The sequence below is a fragment of the Amycolatopsis sp. NPDC005961 genome, assembly GCF_040629235.1.
GTDB classification, from domain to species: Bacteria; Actinomycetota; Actinomycetes; order Mycobacteriales; family Pseudonocardiaceae; genus Amycolatopsis; species Amycolatopsis camponoti.
The window spans coordinates 39,997-59,033 of the sequence record NZ_JBEXVF010000009.1 but is presented as its reverse complement, the minus strand read 5'-3'; the positions used below and the strand labels follow the sequence as shown (position 1 = coordinate 59,033).

General features: G+C 71.3%; 22 protein-coding genes. 9 read left to right on the top strand and 13 right to left on the bottom strand.

From position 1 onward, the window contains the following. The first annotated feature begins 98 nt into the window (after positions 1-98). Positions 99-1,259 carry an LLM class flavin-dependent oxidoreductase gene (locus ABZ342_RS10645; protein WP_360471190.1) on the top strand — a complete coding sequence of 387 codons (1,161 nt, stop codon included), beginning with the start codon at positions 99-101 and terminating at the stop codon, positions 1,257-1,259. A gap of 32 nt (positions 1,260-1,291) precedes the next feature. Here the strand turns inward: ABZ342_RS10645 and ABZ342_RS10640 are convergent, their stop codons facing one another. Genes ABZ342_RS10640 through ABZ342_RS10615 form a run of 6 tightly spaced genes read right to left on the bottom strand, consistent with a single transcriptional unit; the run spans position 1,292 to position 6,323 of the window. Next, entirely contained in the window at positions 1,292-2,038 is a 747-nt protein-coding gene (locus tag ABZ342_RS10640; RefSeq protein ID WP_155547151.1) for an SDR family NAD(P)-dependent oxidoreductase, read from the bottom strand. Beyond that, a complete protein-coding gene (locus ABZ342_RS10635) occupies positions 2,035-2,955 on the bottom strand; it encodes a 3-keto-5-aminohexanoate cleavage protein (RefSeq protein WP_360471188.1) in 921 nt (306 codons plus the stop codon). The genes ABZ342_RS10640 and ABZ342_RS10635 overlap by 4 nt, the downstream gene beginning before the upstream one ends. Then, positions 2,955-3,794, bottom strand: coding sequence for an LLM class flavin-dependent oxidoreductase (locus ABZ342_RS10630; protein WP_360471185.1), 840 nt, complete (start codon positions 3,792-3,794; stop codon positions 2,955-2,957). Before ABZ342_RS10630 ends, ABZ342_RS10635 begins: the two co-directional genes overlap by 1 nt. Continuing rightward, entirely contained in the window at positions 3,791-4,561 is a 771-nt protein-coding gene (locus ABZ342_RS10625; RefSeq protein WP_360471182.1) for an aldolase/citrate lyase family protein, read from the bottom strand. Before ABZ342_RS10625 ends, ABZ342_RS10630 begins: the two co-directional genes overlap by 4 nt. Beyond that, positions 4,558-5,421 (bottom strand): hypothetical protein, encoded by an 864-nt coding sequence (locus ABZ342_RS10620; RefSeq protein ID WP_155547155.1) that lies wholly within the window; start codon positions 5,419-5,421, stop codon positions 4,558-4,560. The genes ABZ342_RS10625 and ABZ342_RS10620 overlap by 4 nt, the downstream gene beginning before the upstream one ends. Before the next feature lie 11 nt (positions 5,422-5,432). After that, on the bottom strand, positions 5,433-6,323 hold the full coding sequence (locus ABZ342_RS10615; RefSeq protein WP_360471180.1) for a DUF6282 family protein: 891 nt from the start codon (positions 6,321-6,323) through the stop codon (positions 5,433-5,435). 150 nt (positions 6,324-6,473) lie between these two features. Here ABZ342_RS10615 and ABZ342_RS10610 point away from each other — a divergent pair, with 150 nt between their 5' ends. Both ABZ342_RS10610 and ABZ342_RS10605 read left to right on the top strand, forming a co-directional pair. Beyond that, a complete protein-coding gene (locus ABZ342_RS10610; RefSeq protein ID WP_360471177.1) occupies positions 6,474-7,835 on the top strand; it encodes an MFS transporter in 1,362 nt (453 codons plus the stop codon). 11 nt (positions 7,836-7,846) lie between these two features. Next, a complete protein-coding gene (locus ABZ342_RS10605) occupies positions 7,847-8,869 on the top strand; it encodes a hypothetical protein (protein ID WP_360471174.1) in 1,023 nt (340 codons plus the stop codon). Positions 8,870-9,057: 188 nt separating this feature from the next. Here the strand turns inward: ABZ342_RS10605 and ABZ342_RS10600 are convergent, their stop codons facing one another. The 4 genes from ABZ342_RS10600 to ABZ342_RS10585 form a co-directional block, all read right to left on the bottom strand. Beyond that, the gene (locus ABZ342_RS10600) at positions 9,058-9,849 is read right to left on the bottom strand and encodes an IclR family transcriptional regulator (protein WP_155547159.1); all 792 of its coding nucleotides are present in this window, start codon (positions 9,847-9,849) and stop codon (positions 9,058-9,060) included. A gap of 103 nt (positions 9,850-9,952) precedes the next feature. Further along, a complete protein-coding gene (locus tag ABZ342_RS10595; RefSeq protein WP_360471171.1) occupies positions 9,953-10,123 on the bottom strand; it encodes a hypothetical protein in 171 nt (56 codons plus the stop codon). A 414-nt stretch (positions 10,124-10,537) separates the two neighbouring features. Next, positions 10,538-11,734, bottom strand: a complete 1,197-nt coding sequence (locus tag ABZ342_RS10590; RefSeq protein ID WP_360471168.1) for a hypothetical protein — start codon at positions 11,732-11,734, stop codon at positions 10,538-10,540. Positions 11,735-11,980: 246 nt separating this feature from the next. Beyond that, the gene (locus ABZ342_RS10585) at positions 11,981-12,931 is read right to left on the bottom strand and encodes a hypothetical protein (protein WP_360471166.1); all 951 of its coding nucleotides are present in this window, start codon (positions 12,929-12,931) and stop codon (positions 11,981-11,983) included. A gap of 176 nt (positions 12,932-13,107) precedes the next feature. Here ABZ342_RS10585 and ABZ342_RS10580 point away from each other — a divergent pair, with 176 nt between their 5' ends. Genes ABZ342_RS10580 through ABZ342_RS10560 form a run of 5 tightly spaced genes read left to right on the top strand, consistent with a single transcriptional unit; the run spans position 13,108 to position 16,708 of the window. Further along, the gene (locus ABZ342_RS10580; RefSeq protein ID WP_360471164.1) at positions 13,108-13,356 is read left to right on the top strand and encodes a PLD nuclease N-terminal domain-containing protein; all 249 of its coding nucleotides are present in this window, start codon (positions 13,108-13,110) and stop codon (positions 13,354-13,356) included. Further along, a complete protein-coding gene (locus tag ABZ342_RS10575; protein WP_360471161.1) occupies positions 13,353-14,255 on the top strand; it encodes an ATP-binding cassette domain-containing protein in 903 nt (300 codons plus the stop codon). Before ABZ342_RS10580 ends, ABZ342_RS10575 begins: the two co-directional genes overlap by 4 nt. Further along, complete coding sequence (locus ABZ342_RS10570; protein ID WP_360471158.1) at positions 14,252-14,926, top strand: hypothetical protein; 675 nt, start codon at positions 14,252-14,254, stop codon at positions 14,924-14,926. The genes ABZ342_RS10575 and ABZ342_RS10570 overlap by 4 nt, the downstream gene beginning before the upstream one ends. A 25-nt stretch (positions 14,927-14,951) precedes the next feature. Next, positions 14,952-16,067, top strand: coding sequence for a histidine kinase (locus tag ABZ342_RS10565; protein ID WP_360471155.1), 1,116 nt, complete (start codon positions 14,952-14,954; stop codon positions 16,065-16,067). Further along, on the top strand, positions 16,064-16,708 hold the full coding sequence (locus tag ABZ342_RS10560) for a response regulator transcription factor (protein WP_360471153.1): 645 nt from the start codon (positions 16,064-16,066) through the stop codon (positions 16,706-16,708). Before ABZ342_RS10565 ends, ABZ342_RS10560 begins: the two co-directional genes overlap by 4 nt. Here ABZ342_RS10560 and ABZ342_RS10555 read toward each other — a convergent pair. Both ABZ342_RS10555 and ABZ342_RS10550 read right to left on the bottom strand, forming a co-directional pair. Beyond that, positions 16,705-17,262 (bottom strand): helix-turn-helix transcriptional regulator, encoded by a 558-nt coding sequence (locus ABZ342_RS10555; protein WP_196425678.1) that lies wholly within the window; start codon positions 17,260-17,262, stop codon positions 16,705-16,707. The genes ABZ342_RS10560 and ABZ342_RS10555 overlap by 4 nt on opposite strands. Before the next feature lie 6 nt (positions 17,263-17,268). After that, on the bottom strand, positions 17,269-17,658 hold the full coding sequence (locus ABZ342_RS10550) for a nuclear transport factor 2 family protein (protein ID WP_360471149.1): 390 nt from the start codon (positions 17,656-17,658) through the stop codon (positions 17,269-17,271). 253 nt (positions 17,659-17,911) lie between these two features. Between ABZ342_RS10550 and ABZ342_RS10545 the strand changes: the two genes are divergently transcribed. After that, positions 17,912-18,655, top strand: coding sequence for an intradiol ring-cleavage dioxygenase (locus tag ABZ342_RS10545; protein ID WP_360471146.1), 744 nt, complete (start codon positions 17,912-17,914; stop codon positions 18,653-18,655). Here ABZ342_RS10545 and ABZ342_RS10540 read toward each other — a convergent pair. Further along, complete coding sequence (locus ABZ342_RS10540; RefSeq protein WP_360471143.1) at positions 18,652-19,017, bottom strand: Ohr family peroxiredoxin; 366 nt, start codon at positions 19,015-19,017, stop codon at positions 18,652-18,654. The genes ABZ342_RS10545 and ABZ342_RS10540 overlap by 4 nt on opposite strands. Positions 19,018-19,037: the final 20 nt, after the last annotated feature.

Sequence of the window (19,037 nt, the reverse complement as noted above, 5' to 3'; positions counted from 1 at the left end):
CTCCGTCCGGGTGACCATCTGTAATGCCCCGGTCGCTCTCGGCGTCTGACTTCTCGGTGCCTGATCCTTCGGGACCCCCGACGACGCGGAGGCCGTGGATGAAGATCGACCTGTTCAACGAGATCCAGAACCCGCGGCCCTGGCCCGAAGGACACGAGCAGCTGCGGTTCCGGCAGGCGATCGAGCAGGCCGTCCTCGCCGACGAGCTGGGCTACGGGTGCTGGTGGCAGGTCGAGCACCACGGCGCGGGGGAGTTCAGCCTGTCGTCCGCGCCCGAGCTGATGCTCGCGGCGCTTTCCCAGCGCACCAGCCGGATCCGGCTCGGCCACTCCGCCGTGCTCGCGCCGGGGCGGTTCAACCACCCGATCCGCGTCGCCGAGCGCGCGGCGACGCTCGACCACCTCAGCGGTGGCCGGGTGGAGCTGGGCCTGACCCGGTCGACGATCCCGGAGTGGCGCCTGTTCGGCATCGAGCCCGACGAGGCCCGCGCCCAGACGCAGCAGGCGTTCGAGATGGTGCCGAAGATGTGGACGTCCGAGCGGTTCTCGTGGGCGAGCGACGCCTACCGCGTCGACGACGCCGGGATCGGCCCGAAGCCGCTGCAGAAGCCGCACCCGCCGCTCTGGCAGGCGGCGGCGAGCCCGGCGTCGTTCGAGGAGGCCGGGCGCCGCGGGGTGGGCGTGCTGGGCACGACGATGTGGGAGTCGCTGGAGCGCGCAAGCCGCCTGATCGGCCTGTACCGCGCGGCGGCCGCTTCGTGCACCGACCCGGTCGGGGCGTTCGTCAACGACCAGGTCGGGTTCTTCACGTTCGTCCACTGCGCGGACACCGACGAGGAGGCGATGCGAAACGGCGCGGCGGCGGCCGCGGCCTGGTACACGGTGACGGCGTTGACGTTCTTCGAAGCGGCGACGGAGTTCGTCCGCGCCAACGCCCGCAACGAAGAGCTGATGAAGTCCCCGGGCTTGACGGGCGACTTCCTCCGCGGCGAAGCGGCGGCCGCACCGTCGGAGGCGAACCTGCTGATCGCCCGGATCCTCCAGGGCGAGCCGGTCCGCGACGAGGAGGTGTTCGAGGTGCTGAGCGCGCAGGACTCGCTGATCGTGGGCAGCCCGGAGACGTGCCGCAAGAAGCTGCGCGCGTACGCGGATCTGGGGATCGACCGGCTGATGTGCCTGCAGCAGATCGGCGGGATTCCGCACGAGAAGGTCCTGAACAGCATCCGGCTGATCGGCGAGCTGATCCCGGATCTGGAATGAAGACGGTGGGGCGGCCGCGGCCGCCCCACCGCTCACGCCGTGAAGCCGCCGTCGACGGGGAGGACCACTCCGCTCAAGTGGCTCGCCCGGTCGCTCAGCAGGAACGCCGCCGTCGAGCCGACTTCCGCGCCCGTGCCCGCTTTCCGCAACGGCGTCGCCGCGATCCGGGCCTCGACCCCGCCCGGGATCGTGCGGCGCAGTTCGTCCAGCATCGGCGTTTCCGTCGGGCCCGGGGCGATCACGTTGACCCGGATGCCCAGCGGCCCGAAGTCGTGCGCCGCGGTGCGGGTCAGGCCGATCACCGCGTGCTTCGTCGCCTGGTACGCGCCCATGCCCGAACTTCCGCGCAGGCCGCCGATGCTGCTCACGTTCACGATCGACCCCGAGCCCTGGCTCTCCATCGCGCGGACCTCCGCACGCAGGCACAGCCACGTGCCCTTGACGTTCACCGCCATGATGCGGTCGAAGTCCTCCTCCGACACCGAGTCGAGACGGCCGCCGCCGCCCATGGCCGCGTTGTTGAACGCTCCGTCGAGGCGGCCGAACCGCGAGACCGTCGCCGAGACGAACGCGTCCACATCGGACGCCGAGGTGATGTCGCCCGTCGTGTACGCGACGTCGTGGTCGGACAGCTCCGCCGCGAGCTTCGCCAGCGGTTCTTCGTTCCGCGCCACCAGCATCACCGAAGCGCCGTCCGCGGCGAACACCCGTGCCGCCTCGGCGCCGATGCCCGAACTGGCCCCGACGACCAGGACCACCTTGCCGGTCAGCAAGCTCATGCCTCTCCTCCTCGTAGTGCCAGCATCGCGCGGGCGTCGGCCGGGGTCGCGATGGGCTTGCCGAAATCCTCCACCACCGCCCGGATCTTCCGGACCTGCTGGGCGTTGCTCTCGGCGAGCTTGCCCTTGCCGATCCACAGGCTGTCCTCCAGGCCGACCCGCACGTGCCCGCCGAGCCACGCGCTGTGCGTGCCGAAGCCCAGCTGCTCGCGGCCGGCGGCGAAGGCCGAAAACGCGTAGTCGTCGCCGAACAGCTTGTCCGCGATCCGCACCATGTGCTCCAGGTTCGCGTGGTCGGCGCCGATCCCGCCGAGGACGCCGAACACGCCCTGGATCAGCAACGGCGGTTTCGCCAGCCCCAGCTCGACGAAGTACGCCAGCGAGTACAGGTGCCCGATGTCGTAGCACTCGTACTCGAACCGGGTCCCGGACTCGCCGAGCGTCCGCAGCGTGTGCTCGATCTTGTCGAACGTGTTCACGAACGGCTTCGAGTACGTGTTGAGCACGTACGGCTTTTCCCAGTCGTGCTTCCACTCCGTCACCTTGTCGGCGATGCCGGAGTAGACGAAGTTCATCGACCCCATGTTCATCGACGCGAGCTCCGGCCGCAGCCGGTAGGCGGCCGCCAGCCGTTCGTCCATCGTCATCGAGGACGCGCCGCCGGTCGTGATGTTGATGACGGCGTCGGTCTCCGCGGTGATCCGCCCGACGATCTTCTCGAACACGTCGGGATCGGGCGTCGGCCGCCCGTCCGGCTCCCGGGCGTGCAGGTGGACGATCGCCGAACCCGCCTCGATCGCCTCCAAGGCCGCGTCGGCGACCTCGTCGGCCGACAGCGGCAGGTGGGGGCTCTGCGACGGGATGTTCACCGAGCCCGTGATGGCGGTGGTGATGATGACTTTCTCGGCCGTGCGCATCAATCCTCCTCTGGTGCGAGCGCCCGGTAGGCGTCGAGCTTCGCGTCGTCCAGCGGGCCGACCAGGCTCAACGCCACCTGGGTGGCGCCCGCCTCGTACTGCGCCCGCACCGTCTCGCGCACCTGGTCGGGCGTGCCGTACGCGACGAGCGCGTCGAGCAGGCGGTCGGACCCCGGCGGCGCGAGGTCCTCGTCGGTGAACCCGAGCCTCTTCAGCTTCGCGATCTGGTGGGGGAGCGTCAGGTAGTAGGCGAGCCGGTCCCGGGCCACTTCGCGCGCGGCCGCCCGGGAGCGGCCGACCACCGCCCACTGGACCACCGACAGGAAGAGGTCCCCGATCGTTTCGCGTGCCCAGCGCGTGTGCTCCGGCGTGACGAGGAACGTGATCAGCCCGTCGGCGCGCTCGGCCGCGAGCCGGGTGATCCCGGCCGAGTACGCCCCGAGCACCTTCGGCACGCCGTGCGCCACCTTGTCGACGCCGTCGAGGTACTCGCGCAGGAACGGGAGTGGTCCGACCCCGCGTTCACGGACCGCGCCACTCACGCCGAGCCCCAGCACGTAGCGCCCGGGATACCCCGCGGCGAGGTCCCGTGCGGCCGACCCCGCCGACTTCGGCACGCGCTCGAGAGCCCGCGCGACGCCGTTGCCGACGATCAGCCGCGAGGTCGACGCCAGGACCAGGGACGCCGTCGTGAACGCCTCCCGCCCGTTCACTTCGGGAATCCAGACCATGCGGTGGCCGTACTCCTCGAGCGCCCGCACGAACCGCACCACGCCGTCGTGGTCCAGGTCGTCCAGCTCGGCGATCGACAACGCCGTGCGCGGCAGGGACAGCGTCATGCGGTCGCGTCCCGGAACGCCGTGACGAGGTTTCGCGCGGCCTCGGCCAGCATCGTCGTGTCGTTGCTGAGCAGGACGAAGTCGCAGCCGTCGCGCACGGCCTGCGCCGCCTTCTCCGGCAGCCCGCCGAACGCCAGCCCGCACTTCTTCCCGGCGTCGTGCGCGGCCGCGATCGCCGCGGCGATCAGGTCGAGCACGTCCGGTGACGCGGGCGTCGAGCCCATCGACATCGACAGGTCCGCCGCACCGACGAACACGGCGTCCACCGTGTCCAGCGCGAGCATCTCGGGCGCGGCCTTGATCGCCTCGACGCTCTCCAGCTGCGGGATGCACAGCACGTCGTCGTTGCCCGTGGCCAGGTACTCGGCGTTGGGCCGCAACCCCCACGCCCCGGCCCGGCTGGTGCCGCCCGCGCCGCGGACGCCGTGGGGCGGGAACCGGCACGCCCGCCCGACGGCCGCCGCCTCCTCGACGGTGTCGACGTGCGGCACGAGGATGCCCATCGCGCCGGCGTCGAGGATCTTCTGGATCGTCGACGGCGTCTTGTCCGGCACCCGCACGATCGGCGTCAGGCCGAGCGCGGCGGCGGTGTTGATCAGCCGGTACGCCGTCACCAGGTCCAGCGGCGCGTGCTCCAGGTCGACGACCACGAAGTCGAACCCGGCGAACGCCATGATCTCGGCCGGCTCGGTCGAGGCGATCTTCAGCCAGGTGCCCACGGGCGTGGCGTCGCGGGTGAACAGCCCGCCTCCGGTCCGCCCGCTCACGGCATCGGGTAGTCGTCGGCGTTCAGGACCCAGCCCGGTTTCTCCGAAAAGTCCACCCGCGGCGGGCTGAAGATGTCGATCAGCTGGTTCACGCCCGGGTCGCTCGCTTCGGACGTGTGCACGGTCGGCGGCGGGATGACCGTCACCGACGGGCTCCCGATCCGGACGTGCTCGTCCTCGCGCCAGGTGCTGCTGTCGGGCAGCCACGGTGTCCGGATGTGGTGCACGTATTCGCCCTGCACGGCCAGCGAGAGCTGCTCGAAGTCGTCGTGGTGGTGCGGAGACAGCTTGTGCGGGTCGCGTGGGCCGTCCTGCAGGGGCAGGAAGTTGACCATGAAGGAGCGGGTGCGGAAGATCCGTCCGAACCGCTTCGGGTCGTCCGGCACCTCGGACAGCGGGTAGAAGCGGACCCGCTCTTCGGCGGGCGCCGGCCAGCGTTCCAGCAGCGTGACGCGCGGGTGGGCTTGCGCGTACGCGTCGGCGTTGGCGACACGATCCCGCCACGCGGGTTCGGTCGCCTCGACCAGCCGGACGAGCGGGCCGTCGCCGTGGACGCTGATCCGCGACGCGCCCGGCGGGACGACCACGAGCCCGGGGGAGTCCACCTTCGTGGCGCCGTCGCCGGTCAGCACGGTGAACGCGGGGGAGGCGTCGGTGACGATGATCGCCAGCTCGCCGTCCAGGGTGCCGTTGTCGAGGTCGTCGCCGTCGCGGGCGTCGGTGTGGACGAGGATGACGTTCTGCGCGCGCACCACCGGCGTCGCGCGCAGGTCGAGGTACTGCGCGGCGGTGATCGCGGCGCCGCTGTCGGGCCGGGCCGCGGTGGCCAGCGCCGAACGGGGATCGTCCTTTTCGTACACGGGAGGTCCTTTCAGGCGTCGAGGTTCAGCAGGTACGTCGGGTTGTCCCGGACCATCCGGCGCAGGTCCTTCTCCGGCAGGCCGAGGTCGAGCAGCGCTTCGCCGACGCGCAGCCACGCGTCGACCGGCTTCGGGTTGGCCTTCTGGCCGAAGTCCGACGCCAGCACCGTGTGCTCCGGGCCGAGCGCTTCGATCCAGGTCAGCAGGTTCTTCGGGTCCCACTTCTGGGTGCCCTCGGGGTCGTACATGCCGACCTCGTGCTCGATGAACGCGCCCAGTTCGATCAGCTCGCGGCACAGCGCCGGGTCGGCGCCGATGACGAAGTCCGGGTGGCTGACGACCATCCGCTTCATGCCGCGCTCGTGCGCTTCCTGGAAGAGCGTCTTGATGTACTCGGGGTACATGTGGCCGCCGTTGAGGACGGCCTGCTGCTCCTTGATCTCGTCGAGGATCTCGATGGCTTCGGGCTTGAGCGCGCCTTCGCCGTCGACGATGTCGATGCGCTCCAGCGTCAGCGGGACGGTGGTGGTCGGGAAGGCGCCGTCTTCGGGGTGGCAGTCGATGTGCCGGCCGGAGGAGATGGTCGGGAACCAGACGACCTTGCCGCCCATGCGCAGGGTCATGCGCACGGCGTGGACGTTGAGCCCGCCGACGGTGCTGTTCAGCGCGATCCCGCCGAAGGCCTGCGCCTTGACCCCCTCGAGCCGGCCCTTCATCGCGAGGATGTCCATCTGGGTGTTGTGGTGGTGGGACTTCGCGACCATGGCGCGCATCCCGATGCGCGCGCCGTCCTGCGCGGCCTCGACGTGGTCGAAGCGGCGGGGGAACGGGCTGGGGCCGGAGTGGACGTGCATGTCGACCAAGCCGTCCAGGACGGAGGCGATGGCGGGACGCGAGCTCATGAGCGGCCTTTCGGTTCACATTATGAAGTCAAAGTTCACTATAAGACCGGCTGTCAACCCTGTGACCGCTCTTGTGCATCGACGAGTCCATATTTAGAGTGTCTGACGTTCACTTGGTGAACATTCAGTTCGGAGTAACGGAGGACGCTGATGTCCACACCGCCCAGCGCCGCAGAGGCGGCCGCCCGTCCCGGCACCCCGCACGGCCCGGACGCGACCAAGGTGCGCGCCGCGGTCCGTGGCGGGACGCTCGCCTACTTCGTCGACCAGTTCGACATCTACCTGCCGATCGTCGTGCTGGCCCCGGCGACGGCGTACTTCCAGGCGGCCAACCTCAGCGCGAGCACGACGGCGCTGCTGGCGTCCCTGGTGTTCGCCTCGACGCTGATCGGCCGCCCGCTCGGCGCGATCATCTTCGGCCACTTCGCCGACACGGTCGGGCGCAAGCGCACGACGCTCGTCGCGGTCGGCGGTTTCGGCATCATCACGCTGCTGACCGCGTGCCTGCCCGGGCACGAGACGATCGGGATGTGGTCGGTCGGCATCCTCATCGCGCTGCGGTTCGTCGACGGCATCTTCCTCGGCGGCGAGTACACGACCGCGGTGCCGCTGGCGATGGAGTGGAGCCCGAAGCACAAACGCGGGCTCTACGCCTCGATCATCACGTCGACCTCGCCCGCCGCGTACGCGGTGATCGCCGCGATCACGCTGCTGATGCTGCAGCTGCTCCCGGCCGCCGGCCTGCACAGCGCGTACGTCCAGTGGGGCTGGCGGATCCCGTTCTTCGTCGGCGCGCTGCTGGCGGCGGTGCTGTTCCGCTACTACCAGAAGCAGGTCCACGAGCCGCCGTCCGAACTGACCGGCGAGAAGCACAAGGTGCCGTTCGTCCGGCTGGTGAAGAAGTACCCGCGGGCGCTGGGCCAGGTGTTCATCCTGATGACCGGCACGTGGCTCGCGACCAACATGGAAGCCGCCGTGACCCCCGCGCAGCTGAAGGCGCACCTCCTGCTCTCCAGCAAGGAGGTCACGCTGACCATGCTCGTCATCAACGCGGCCGCCGCGTTGTCCTACCCGGTGTTCGGCGTGCTGTCCCAGCGCATCGGCCGTCGCCGGTTCTACATCGGCTACGGCTTCTCGATGGTCGTGATCGGCGCGGGTTCCTACACGCTGCTGATGGCGTCGAACGGCGGCTTCGGCGCGGCACTCGGCTTCGGCGTCCTCATCGGGGTGTTCACCGTCGGCACGTTCGGCCCGATCGCGGCCTACCTGACCGAGCGGTTCCCGGCGAGCATCCGCTCGACCGGCTACGGCGTCGGCTACAGCCTCGCGCTCATCGCCCCGGCGTTCTACCAGTTCTACCTGCAGCGGTTCGACGGTTTCATGCCCGCGCACCTCGCCCCGGGCGTCCTGATCGTCCTCGCCGGGCTGCTGATCAGCCTCGGCGGCTTCCTCGGCCCGGAGACCAAGGACGTCGACATGGCCGACGACAGCACGATCCCCGCACTGTCCTGAATGGACTTCGGATGGATGTCGCGGGACTCGCCACCGCCAACCCGGTGTGGGTCGGCTCGTCGGAGCTGACCATGACCCTCGACGGGCTCCTCGCGTGCATCGACGCGGGCGCCGGGGCGGTGGTGGCGAAGTCGGTGAACGAGAGCGCGGCGGCCCGGCGGCAGCTGGACATCGCCGACTACGCCTTCGTGTCCTGGGACGGGCGGGTGCGGCCGCCGGGTACGGCCCGGCCCGGCGACGGGCTGCTGAACCGGTCCGGGCTCGCGCAGGTGGACCTGGACCACTGGCTCGGGACCCTGGCCACCGCCGTCGCCCGCGGCGCGCCTCGCGACTGCCCGGTGCTCGGCAGCATCACCCTCGGAGACCCGGCCGCGGCCGCGCGCATCGGGCGGGCGATGGCGGCCGTGGTGCCGGCGGTGGAGCTCAACATCGGCGCACCGCACGGACGTGAGGCGCGGGCGGTGCGCCAGCTGACCGAAGTGGACGGTGTGGGCGAGGCGGTGCGGACCGTCCGCGACGCGGTCGACGTCCCGCTGTTCGTGAAGCTGCCGGGCCAGGCATCGGACGTCGTCGCGCTGGCCCGCGCGGCCCGCTCGGCGGGAGCGGACGCGGTCGGCCTGGTCGGCCGCTACCCGGGCTTCCTGCCCGACCTCGACGGCGGCGCGGTGCTGGGATCGTGGGGCGCGTGGAGCTCGCCCGGGTGCCTGCCGATGAGCCTTTACTGGGTGAGCAAGGCATTTTCGGCACTGGACGTGCCACTGGTCGGCACGAACGGCGCCCGCTCGGCGGCGGACGTACTGCGGTTCCTGGCGTCGGGCGCCCGGGCGGTGGAGGTCGTCACGGCGTTGTGGGTCGGCGGCCCCGCGGTCATCGGAGCGATGGTGGCCGGAGTGGCGAAGTACCTCGCCGGCCGGGACTTCGACGAGTTCGTCGGCAGTGCGGTGGCCGGAACGCGGGAGTACGCGGAGGTGTCGCCGTTGCCTGCGCCGGCGTGGTTGCCTTATACGGCGCGTTGGATGTCGTCGGGTCGGTAGTGGTCGCGCGGTTTGTGGGTGGGTTCGGGTGTGGTGTCGGCCGCGCCCTGTGGCTCGGGGGCTGCTTGCGCTGGCGTGGTTGCCTTACGCGGCGCGTTGGATGTCGTCGGAGTCGGTAGTGGTCACGCAGTTCGCGTGCGGTGTCGGCCGCGACCGCCGCGAAGCTCCCGATCGTCGGCGTGGTTGCCCTACACCGCTCGCTGGACGTCGTCGGGTCGGTAGTGCCCACCCAGCTCGTGGGTGAGCTCGCGCGCGGTCTCGACCACCACCCGCAGCTCCGGTGTGTCGTCGGCCATCGACAGTGTGTTGTCCGGGCCCACGATCGCGATCGTCGCGCAGATGCCGTACTCGTCGAACACCGGCGCGGACACCGCCACTATCCCGGGCGTGCTCATCGCGGAGCAGTGGCCGACCGCGCGCACCCGGTCGACGTCGGCGCGCAGCTCGTCGCGCGCCGTGCCGGACAGGTTGCCGATCAGGCGTTCCATCGCCAGCTGGTCGGCGTGGTAGGCGAGGAAGACCTTGCTCTGCGCCGTGTCCAGCGGCAGGTGGCTGCCGACCCGCACGGACACGATGACGATCGTCGAGGGGTTCTCCTCCACCCGCGACACCACCGGGCCGCTGATACCCCAGAGACTGAGCACGACACTGGTCTGCGTGGCGCGCGAGAGCGCCTGCATGTGCCGCGGCGCGAGGTTGACGACGCGGCGGTGCCCGATCGCGAACGCGCCCAGCTGCAGCAGCAGCCCGCCGGGCACGTAACCGCCGTCGGCACTGCGTTCCAGCAAGCCGGCCGCGACGAGCGAGGTGCAGTACCGGTACGCCGTGGTGCGGTTCAGGCCGAGCCGCTCGGCGACCTGGGCGGCGGTGACATCCGGGGTGGCCGGGTCGAACAGCGAGAGGATCTGGCTGACCCGGCTCACCGCCTGGATGTCCGCCTGGTCGGCGCGGGCGTCCGGGGACCGCGTCGGTTTGGTCACGGGGAGCCCTCCGCCGGAAGTCTGGAATCGCTGTTCACTTCGTGAACACGGACATCAGGCTACCGGACCGGACGCTTCGGCCGCACCCTCGGAACCCGCACCCTCAGAACTCGGTGAGACCGACGTGGACGAAGGCCAGCAGCGAACCGGGCCCGACGAGCAGGCAGATCCCCAGCCCGCCGAACAGGGGCTCGTCGTGGCGGAACATCTTGACGAGCAGTCCACCGGCAACGGCGACGGTCGCGACGAGCAGGGTCAACACAACAACGGGCATGACGGGAAGTCCTCCGGGCAGCAGTGAGCGCGACACCGGGAAGCGGTGCCGGGTAAGGGATTCAGCTCACGAAGGACGGAGGCGCGCGGCTGGACCGCGCGAGCGGGGGAGCGCCGGCCGAAGACGACTCGGCGGGCTGATCGAGCAGCGCCGACAGCGCGGGCGGCGGAGAGCCGACGGAGGAAGGGCCAACAGCGAAAGGGATCGAAGCGGGCACGCGGGGCGCGGCGTTCCGGCCTGACAGAACGGACTGCGACTGCGTCGTGGCCACCGCGGGACCGTCGGCCGCGGCCGAGACCGGGTGGACGACCGGTGCCCCGGACAGGAACAGCAGGACGGCGAGCAGCAACCCGAGGCGGTGCTTCCGCCCCGGGTCGCGCTGCTGTCCGAAGTGTCCGATGTGGTCAGGCTACCTCAGCCGCCGCCGTAGGTGGCCTGGGTGACCGCGAAGACGTTGCGGTTGCCCGCGCCCTCCTGCAGGGACCACAGCAGATCCGCGGCGGTGTCGTCCTCCCAGTACGAGAGGCTTTCCCCGCTGCCGACCCAGGCGAACGTCGACGGGCCCGCGGTCGGCGTCCAGTAGTACAGCTGCTTCGAGCCGGACGAGTTGAACCACCAGCGCCCGTTGTGCGACGCGACGCCGTTGAGCTTGTACCAGGGCAGCTGCAGCGCCTGGCTCGCCGTGGTCGTGGCCGCGAAGGTGCCGGACGAGGCGAACGGGTACCGGATCGCGCGCGGTGCGCGGTTCGGGTAGTCCGTGCAGCCGGACGAGCACGTGTACTCCGTCATGACGATCGACTTGCTCACCCGGTCGAGGGAGATCGACGACCACGCGAGGTTCGTGCCGGACGTCGTCTTCGACGTGATCGTGCCCACCTGGGGCAGGACGTACCCGTAGTTGTGCGCGTAGTACGTGCTGCCGGTCTCGTGCCCGATCTGGTCGGCCGTGCCGCCGGTGTCGGTCTTGAGGATCTTGCGCATGTCGAAGACGCGCATGCCCTTCCCGGTGTCGGCGACGTAGAGGTAGTCGCCGTACCAGGAAACGCCGCCCGCGTGGACCGGGATGTCCTTGAAGTCGGGTGCCGCCGCCGTGCCGGTCGGCTCGACGAGCAGGACCTTGCGGTACTTGTTCGGGTAGGTGGCGTCCCAGTCGACCAGCGTGATCCGGCTGCGCGTCTGGCCGCCGTCGCAGCCGTCCTTGGTGTACCAGCTGACCACGACGAGCTGGTGGCCGTCGTAGTTGCCGCTGTTGGCCGTGCCGACCGCGTCACGGCTGGTCGTGATGCCCTGCGGGTAGTTCGCGCAGTCGGAGTTGTCCCCGCTGTCGAACCGGAAACCCGTGGACAGCCCGGCGACGGAGAACGACGACGGCAGCGCCGTCCGGTCGTGGTTCGCGTTGTCCATGACCGTGTGGACGGCCGCGGTGCCCAGCGTCGAGACGAGTGCGGAGTTGACGGCGTCGAACTGGTTGTAGTTCGCCGCCAGGGTGTACTGCGAGGCGGGCAGGGTCGTCGGCCCGGCCGCGGCGAGCGCCGCCGGCGGTGCGGCGACCAGGCCCGCGAGGATGCCGGCCGCGAGGACGGCTTTGCCCAATCGGTGGCGCAATGACATGAGACCCCCAGTAGTCCGATCAATGCCCGGGACACAGTAGAACCGGGCGGGGTTAATGGGCAACAACTTCTTGACGAATAGGGGAAGATCTTTTCCGGCGTCTCACATTGAGACCTGCGAGGGCGGGGTCACGTGGTGTGATCACAGCCATGGAGTCCGAACCCGAACCCGGCGAGCACCGGGCGTGCTTCGAGCGAACCCTGGTGCCCGCCGGGTGGCGGATCGACTTCGAGGACGCCGGCGGGACTACCAGCTCGACGGGACGTAAGCCCAGCCGAGGTAGTCGGAGCGCTGTGCGTACGTCGTCGTCTGGTACACCGACGGGCCCGTGCTGATCGCGACGCCGCCGCCGAGCGCGAGCATGATGTGCCCGTTGCTGGTGGTGCTGGTGAAGAACACGGCCGTGCCGGCCGGGGCGACCGATCCCGTGTGGATGCGGCCGTTGGCCTTCTGCCACTGGTAGTGCGTCGTGGCCGAGGCGAACCGGCCGCTGGTCCCGAAGGAGCGTTCGACGAACAGCTCGCACTGGTTGTTCCAGTCCGTGTGACCCAGGCGCGCCTTGGCGAAGGCGATCGCGCTGTCGGCCCGCGAGTCCGCCGGGTACGCCGAGCCGCCCGCCTTGAGGCCGTCGGTGTCGCAGTGCGGGACACCGCTGACGAACCCGTCGGTCCCGGTCTTGATGAGGGCGTCCGGCACCCACAGGTTGTCGCTGGTGAAGTCCCAGATCTCGTCGGACGCGGTCGCCTGGCAGACCACCGGCACCGACGCGCCGGTCGGGTACTTGTTCGCGACGCTGCCGGCCGCGTCCGCCGCGTCACCCTTCTTCGCCCGGCCGTTGAGGTCGGCCTTGGCCGGGAACGCGTGCGGCGTGGTGCACTGCGGCGCGACCATCGACGTCGACCCGGTCTTGACGTAGGCGTCGGGGATCCAGAGACCGTCGGTCGTCAGGTCCCAGATGCTGCTGCCGCCGTACTCCGGGCCGGTGTCCTGGCACGCCAGCGTCACCGAGGTGCCCGAGGTGTACATGTTCGCGATGCGCTGCTTGCCCACCGCGACGTCCGGGTCCTTGACCGTGCGACCGTCCACTGTGGTCGTGACGGGGTAGGCCGACGCGGCCTGGGCCGCGGGGGCGGCCAGCCCGGTGAGCGCGACGCCGAGGCCGATCGTGGCCACCGCCGCCTTGAGTGTGGTTCTCACTTTTCCTCCAGAACGATTCCGTGGGGCGAATCGTCGGCGGCCGCCGTACAAGAGCCGTACAAGCGAGCCCGGCGGCCTAGTACTTTCCGCCTATCCCGGACTCCCCGAAGATCGGATGCGCGGGCACCGGCGATCGGCGATCGTGGATGCGACAGACCGACGTGAGGAGAAAACCCATGCATCCGGCCGCCCTGATCGAAGGCCACGAACAGACCTGGTCGTGGCTCGCGCTCGGCCTGACCGGCGCCGTCGTCCTGGCGTTCCTCGGGTTGTTCCTGGGCGCGCTGATCAGCATCCTCGGCTCGCGGCTCACCGGCGGCATGAAGCTCGTCTGGGTGATCTTCGCCTTCTGCGCGCCGTTCCTGGGCAGCCTGCTGTGGTTCGTGTTCGGCCGTCGTGACGCCTCCGAGCCGGCCCGCCGGTGATCGTCGCGGAAGGGCTGGCGAAGACCTACCGCGGCGGGGCCGGCGTCGAGGACCTGTCCTTCACCGTGCGGCCCGGCGTGGTGACCGGCTTCCTGGGACCCCACGGCGCCGGCAAGTCGACGACGATCCGGCTGATGCTCGGCCTGACCCACGGCCGCGGGCACACCACCTTCGGCGGCCGGGCCTACGCGGACGTCCCGGGTCCATTGCGGACGGTCGGGGTGCTGACCGACGCCGCCGCCGTGCACCCCGCCCGGCCGGCCGCCGCGCACCTGCGGATGGTCGCCGCGGGCGGCGGCCTGCCGGCGCGGCGCGTCCGCGAGGTGCTGCGGACCGTCGGCCTCGAGTCCGTCGCGAACAAGCCCGCCGGCCGGTTCAGCCTCGGCATGAAGCAGCGGCTCGGCCTGGCGACGGCGCTGCTCGGCGACCCCGAGTACCTGATCCTCGACGAGCCGGCCACCGGCCTCGACCCGGAAGGCGTGCGATGGCTCCGCGGCCTCCTGCGGCGGCTGGCGGGGGAAGGCCGCACGATCCTCGCGTCGTCGCACCTGCTGGCCGAGGTGTCGCTGCTCGCCGAGGACCTGATCGTCATCGGCGCCGGGCGCCTCGTCTCGGCCGGACCCCTGGACGAGTTCGTCCGGCGGCACGCGCGCGCCGACGTGGTGGTCCGCGCCGAGAACCGCAGCGTGCTGATGGTCGCGCTGGCCCGCGCCGGGCTGAAGGTGCGGCAGGAAGCCGCCGAACTGGTCGTCGACACCGCCGACACCGAACGGGTGGCGGCGATCGCGGGCCGGGCCGGGATCGGCGTGCGGGAGCTGTTCGTGCGGCGCATTGGGCTGGAAGACGCCCTCCTCGCCGCGACCGCGGCCGCCGTCCGGCCCCGGGGGGACCTGCCGTGAAGCACGCTCTGGCCTACGAGTGGGTGCGGGCCCGGTCGCTGCGCTCGACGTGGCTGCTGCTCGCCGCCGCCGGGGTGCCGCAGTTCGCGTCGGGCCTGTATTGGGGCCTGAAACGCGACCTCGGCGCGTTCACCTCGGCGTTCGGACCGGCCGCCCGGCTGGGGGCGCTGCTGGTCGCGGCGATCGGGATCGCCGCGTTCGGGCTCGACCGCCGGCACGGCACCCTCGCGACCACCCGGCTGGTGCTGCGCTCGCCGGCCCGGATCGTCGCCGCGCGCGCCCTGGTCACCGCCGGGCTCGCGCTGCTGGGCGGGCTTCTGATGGTGGTGCTGACCGCCGCCGGGGTGCTCACCGGCGGGGGTGCCCTGCCTGCCGGCGCGGGGGCGGCAGGCAGGGCGGGGGCCGCGGTGCTGCCGCTGACCGTCCTTTCCGGACTCGCCGGCGTCGCGCTCGGCGGGCTGCTGCGGCACACCGGGCTCGCCGTCGGGCTGTTCGCGGCGTGGACCTTCGTCGCCGAGACGGCGCTGGCCGCGCTCGGCTGCGTGCCGGTGACCGCGCTGCCCTTCAGCGGCACGGCGCTGTTCGCGCTGCCGGGGACGGCGGTGTTCGCCGTCCTGGTCGTCCTCGCCCTGGGCGCGACGACGTTCACCCTGGCTCGCCGTGACGGCTGATCCGGCGCGCCCTAACCTGGGCACGGTGAAGCGCTGGCTGAGCTGGTGGGACGGCCGAGTCGTCCTGCTGGCGCTCGACGTCGCGGTGGCTGCGGCCACTATCGCGTTCAGCCTGCTCGGCGGCGACCCGCGCGACCAGCACCCGGCGCTCTACGTGCCCGCGGTGGTCGTCTCCGGGCTCGCGCTGCTCGCGCGGCGCCGGTGGCCGCTCCTCGTGCTGGGGGTCGCCGCGCTGTGTTTGCTGGCGGACGTGACGCTGCTGCCGGTGACCATCGCGACGTACTCGGTCGCGGCCCGGCACGGCGTCAGCTGGCAGACCGGGGCCGCGGTCGTCGTCGCCGGCGCGACCGGCAACGCGTTCGGCCTGCTGCGGCAGCCGGGGGACGTCACGATGGTCGTGATCGGGCTGGGGTTCTTCGTGCTCGGCCCGGTGCTGGGCGGGCTGTGGATGCACCAGCGCGCGACGTTGCTGGCCGTGCTGCGGGATCGCGCCGAGGAGGCCGAGCGGGCCCGGACGCTGCTGGCCGACCAGGCCGTCTTCGCCGAACGGCGGCGGATCGCGCGCGAGATGCACGACGTCGTCGCGCACCGGGTGACCGCCGTCGCGCTGCAGGCGGGCGCGCTGTCGCTGCGGGCGCCGGACGAGAAGACCGAGCAGGCCGCCGAGACGATCCGGGCCACCAGCGCGACGGCGCTCGACGAGCTGCGCGGCATCCTGCAGGTGCTGCGCGACGACGCCCCGGACCCGGGCCCGGGCGTGCTCGCGTCGCTGGAGGACCTGGTCGCGGAGGTCGCGGCGACCGGCGCGCGGGTCGAGCTGACGCTGCCGGACCCGCTGCCCGCGGTACCCGACCAGGTCGGCCGGGCCGTCTACCGGGTGGTGCAGGAGTCGCTGACCAACGCGGGGAAGCACGCGCCGCACGCGGCCGTCGACGTCCGGCTCGCCGTCACCGGGGAGCGGCTGGCGGTCGAGGTGACGAACCGGCTGACGCCGCACGGCAGCGCCGTCCCGGGGTCCGGCTACGGGCTGGTGGGCATGCGCGAACGCGTCGAGCTGGCCGGCGGTGACCTGCGCACCGGCCCGACGGGTGACGGGCGGTTCCGGGTGCTGGCGGCGTTTCGGGTGGGGGAGGGACCGTGACGGTCAAGGTCGTGCTGCTGGAGGACGAGGAACTGGTCCGCAGCGGTATCCGGATGATCCTCGAGTCGGCCGACGACGTCGAGGTGGTCGCCGAGGACACGAACGGCGCGCGCGTGGTCGAGCTGACCGACCGCTACCGGCCGGACGTGGTGCTGACCGACGTCCAGATGCCCAAGGTGGACGGCATCGAGGTGGTCCGGCGGCTGGCCGCGCACCCGGCGGCGCCGGCGGTGGTGGTGCTGACGACGTTCGACGTCGACGAGTACGTGTACGCGGCCCTGCGCCACGGCGCGGCGGGCTTCCTGCTGAAGGACACCCCGCCGCGCGAGCTGGTCAACGCGGTCCGGGTCGCGGCCCGCGGCGAGGCGATGCTGTCCCCGAAGATCACCAAGCGGCTGCTGACGGACTTCGCTTCCGGGGGAGGGAGTTCACGGGCCCGGATGCGGCTGGCGGAGCTGACGCCGCGCGAGCACGACGTGGCCGTCCACATCGGACGCGGGCTGAGCAACGCCGAGATCGCGAAGGCGCTGACCGTCAGCGAGTCGACCGTGAAAGTCCACATCGGACACATCATGGCCAAGCTGGAGGCGGCGAACCGCACCCAGGTGGCGATCGTGGTCCACGACGCCGGGCTGAGCTAGCGCGCCGCCCGGCGTTCGAGGATCTTCAGCGACTGCTCGCACCAGCGGAGGTTCTCCCGCTCGAACGCCAGCCCGCGCATCAGCGTCAGGTACGGGCCCACCCGCTCGGCGTCGGCGAGGTAGTCGTCCTCGAAACGGCCGTCGAGCAGCTTCGCCCGGAGGCGCTCGTACCGGTCGATCTTCGTCTCCGCCCGGGTCATCCGGTCCTTCAGTGCCTGCCGGACGGCGGCTTCGTCGCCGGTGTCGACCGCCTGGACCTGGATCAGCAGCTCGTCGCGGATCACGCCCGGGCGCGGCGGGCGCGCGGTGAAGTCGTGGAGGGCCCGCGTGCCCGCCTCCGTCAACGAAAACAGTCTCTTGTCCGGCCGCTTCTCCTGGTGGACCAGCCGGGCGTGGACCAGCCCCTCGGACTCCATCCGGTCCAGTTCGCGGTAGAGCTGCTGGGGCGTCGCCGGCCAGAAGTTGGCCACCGACGCGTCGAACCCTTTCGCCAGGTCGTAGCCCGACGCCTCGCCCTCCAGCAGCGCGGCCATCAGCGCATCACGCAGAGCCATAGTGAACTAGTTGAGTGCTTCGCGCTGGATCTGGTCGAACTGGGCCGCCATGGCTTCCGACAGCGCCTGCGCGGCCGACAGCGGGCGGACCATCACCGTGAACTCGTCGATCAGCCCGTCGTCGTCGAAGTGCAGGAAGTCGCAGCCCTCGACGCGCGCGTCGCCGATCCGGGCCTCGAAGACGAGCGCGTGGTCACGGCCTTCGCCGCCGCTCAGCTCGCGCACGTAACGGAAGTCTTCGAACACTCGCAGCACGCCCCGCAGGATCGCGGCCGTGATCGCCTTGCCCGGGTACGGCTTGAACGCCACCGGGCTGCGGAACACGACGTTCTCCGCCAGCGTCGCCGCCATCGCGTCGGGGTCACGGGCCTCGACGGCCTTCCGGAAGCTGGCCATGCCTCACCTCACCTAGTCAACTTGTTGAATAGAACTGTACCGCTCGGCGACCCACAGCGTCACCACAGCTCCGCCACAGGCCCGGCCGCCACCTTGGTTCAAGGCCGGCTCAGGCGACCGTCAACCGGCCTTTACTCCCGAAACCTGACCGCGAAAGGACACCCATGGACCACGACCATGAAGGACAACGGGTCAGCAGGCGCCGGATGCTCGCCGGGGTGAGCTCGGTCGGCCTGGGCGCGCTCGTCACGGCGTGCGCGGGCAAGAGCCCGGTCACGACGTCCACCGGCGAGACCGTCGCCCTGCAGGCGGTGACCTCACTGCCCTGTTCGCCGGCGCGCGGACCTGCACCCTCACCGCGTCCACCACCCAGGGCCCCTACTACTTCGACGCCGACAAGATCCGCGGCGACGTCCGCGAGGACAAGCCGGGCGCGAAGCTGCGGCTCGCCCTGCAGGTGCAGGACAGCGAGACGTGCAAGCCGATCCCGCACGCGGTGGTCGAGATCTGGCACTGCGACGCGGGCGGCCTGTACTCCGGCGCGGAAGCGGCGTCCGGCGGCGGTGGCGGCACGCCGCCCACCGGTCCGCCACCGACCGGGACCCCGCCCACCGGGGGCCCGCCGCCCGGTGGGGATGCCGACCTCGAGCCGACCGACGACAAGCGGTACCTGCGCGGCGCCCAGGTCACCAACCAGCGCGGGATCGTCGAGTTCACCACGATCTGGCCGGGCTGGTACCGCGGCCGCACGATCCACGTCCACGTGATGGTGCACGTGGGCAACGAAAAGACCCTCACCACGCAGCTGATGTTCGACGAAACCCTGAACTCCGCGGTGATGGCGACCGAGCCCTACGCGCAGCGCACCGGCCGGGACACCTTCAACGACGGCGACTCCATCTACCAGCCGAGCATGCTGTTGAAGGTCACGAAGGCGCGTGACGGGTACGTCGACTGCATCGTGCTCAACGCCGACCCGGACCACGACGGCAGCTAGCCCAGCTTCGCGTACGGGCACAGGGTTTTCGCCCGTTCGACCAGCCGCCGGACGTCGCCGGCGCCGGGCCACGCGACCGCGATTTCGGTGCGCAGCACGGAACCGGCGCCGGCCGGGTCGCGGCCGACGGCGACCGTCACCGTGACGGTCAGCGCGGCCGGGTCGGCGCCGGTCTCCCGCGCGAGCACGCTCAGCGTCGCGTGGAAGGAGGCGGCGTACCCGGCCGCGAACAGCTGCTCCGGGGTGGTGCCGCCGCCTTCCCCGCCGAGTTCGGCGGGGAGCCGGAAGTCCAGCTGGAGGGTGCCGTCGGCGGACCGCGCCCGGCCGGACGCCCGGCCGTGCGCGAGCCGCCCGCCTTCCACCGTGACGGTGGTGGTGTGGA

What these genes read in the sequence shown, in the direction of transcription:
- ABZ342_RS10645 (WP_360471190.1), top strand. Translation starts at nt 99, where the DNA reads ATGAAGATCGACCTGTTCAACGAGATCCAGAACCCGCGGCCCTGGCCC.
- ABZ342_RS10640 (WP_155547151.1), bottom strand. Translation starts at nt 2,038, where the DNA reads ATGAGCTTGCTGACCGGCAAGGTGGTCCTGGTCGTCGGGGCCAGTTCG.
- ABZ342_RS10635 (WP_360471188.1), bottom strand. Translation starts at nt 2,955, where the DNA reads ATGCGCACGGCCGAGAAAGTCATCATCACCACCGCCATCACGGGCTCG.
- ABZ342_RS10630 (WP_360471185.1), bottom strand. Translation starts at nt 3,794, where the DNA reads ATGACGCTGTCCCTGCCGCGCACGGCGTTGTCGATCGCCGAGCTGGAC.
- ABZ342_RS10615 (WP_360471180.1), bottom strand. Translation starts at nt 6,323, where the DNA reads ATGAGCTCGCGTCCCGCCATCGCCTCCGTCCTGGACGGCTTGGTCGAC.
- ABZ342_RS10610 (WP_360471177.1), top strand. Translation starts at nt 6,474, where the DNA reads ATGTCCACACCGCCCAGCGCCGCAGAGGCGGCCGCCCGTCCCGGCACC.
- ABZ342_RS10605 (WP_360471174.1), top strand. Translation starts at nt 7,847, where the DNA reads ATGGATGTCGCGGGACTCGCCACCGCCAACCCGGTGTGGGTCGGCTCG.
- ABZ342_RS10595 (WP_360471171.1), bottom strand. Translation starts at nt 10,123, where the DNA reads ATGCCCGTTGTTGTGTTGACCCTGCTCGTCGCGACCGTCGCCGTTGCC.
- ABZ342_RS10590 (WP_360471168.1), bottom strand. Translation starts at nt 11,734, where the DNA reads ATGTCATTGCGCCACCGATTGGGCAAAGCCGTCCTCGCGGCCGGCATC.
- ABZ342_RS10580 (WP_360471164.1), top strand. Translation starts at nt 13,108, where the DNA reads ATGCATCCGGCCGCCCTGATCGAAGGCCACGAACAGACCTGGTCGTGG.
- ABZ342_RS10555 (WP_196425678.1), bottom strand. Translation starts at nt 17,262, where the DNA reads ATGGCTCTGCGTGATGCGCTGATGGCCGCGCTGCTGGAGGGCGAGGCG.
- ABZ342_RS10550 (WP_360471149.1), bottom strand. Translation starts at nt 17,658, where the DNA reads ATGGCCAGCTTCCGGAAGGCCGTCGAGGCCCGTGACCCCGACGCGATG.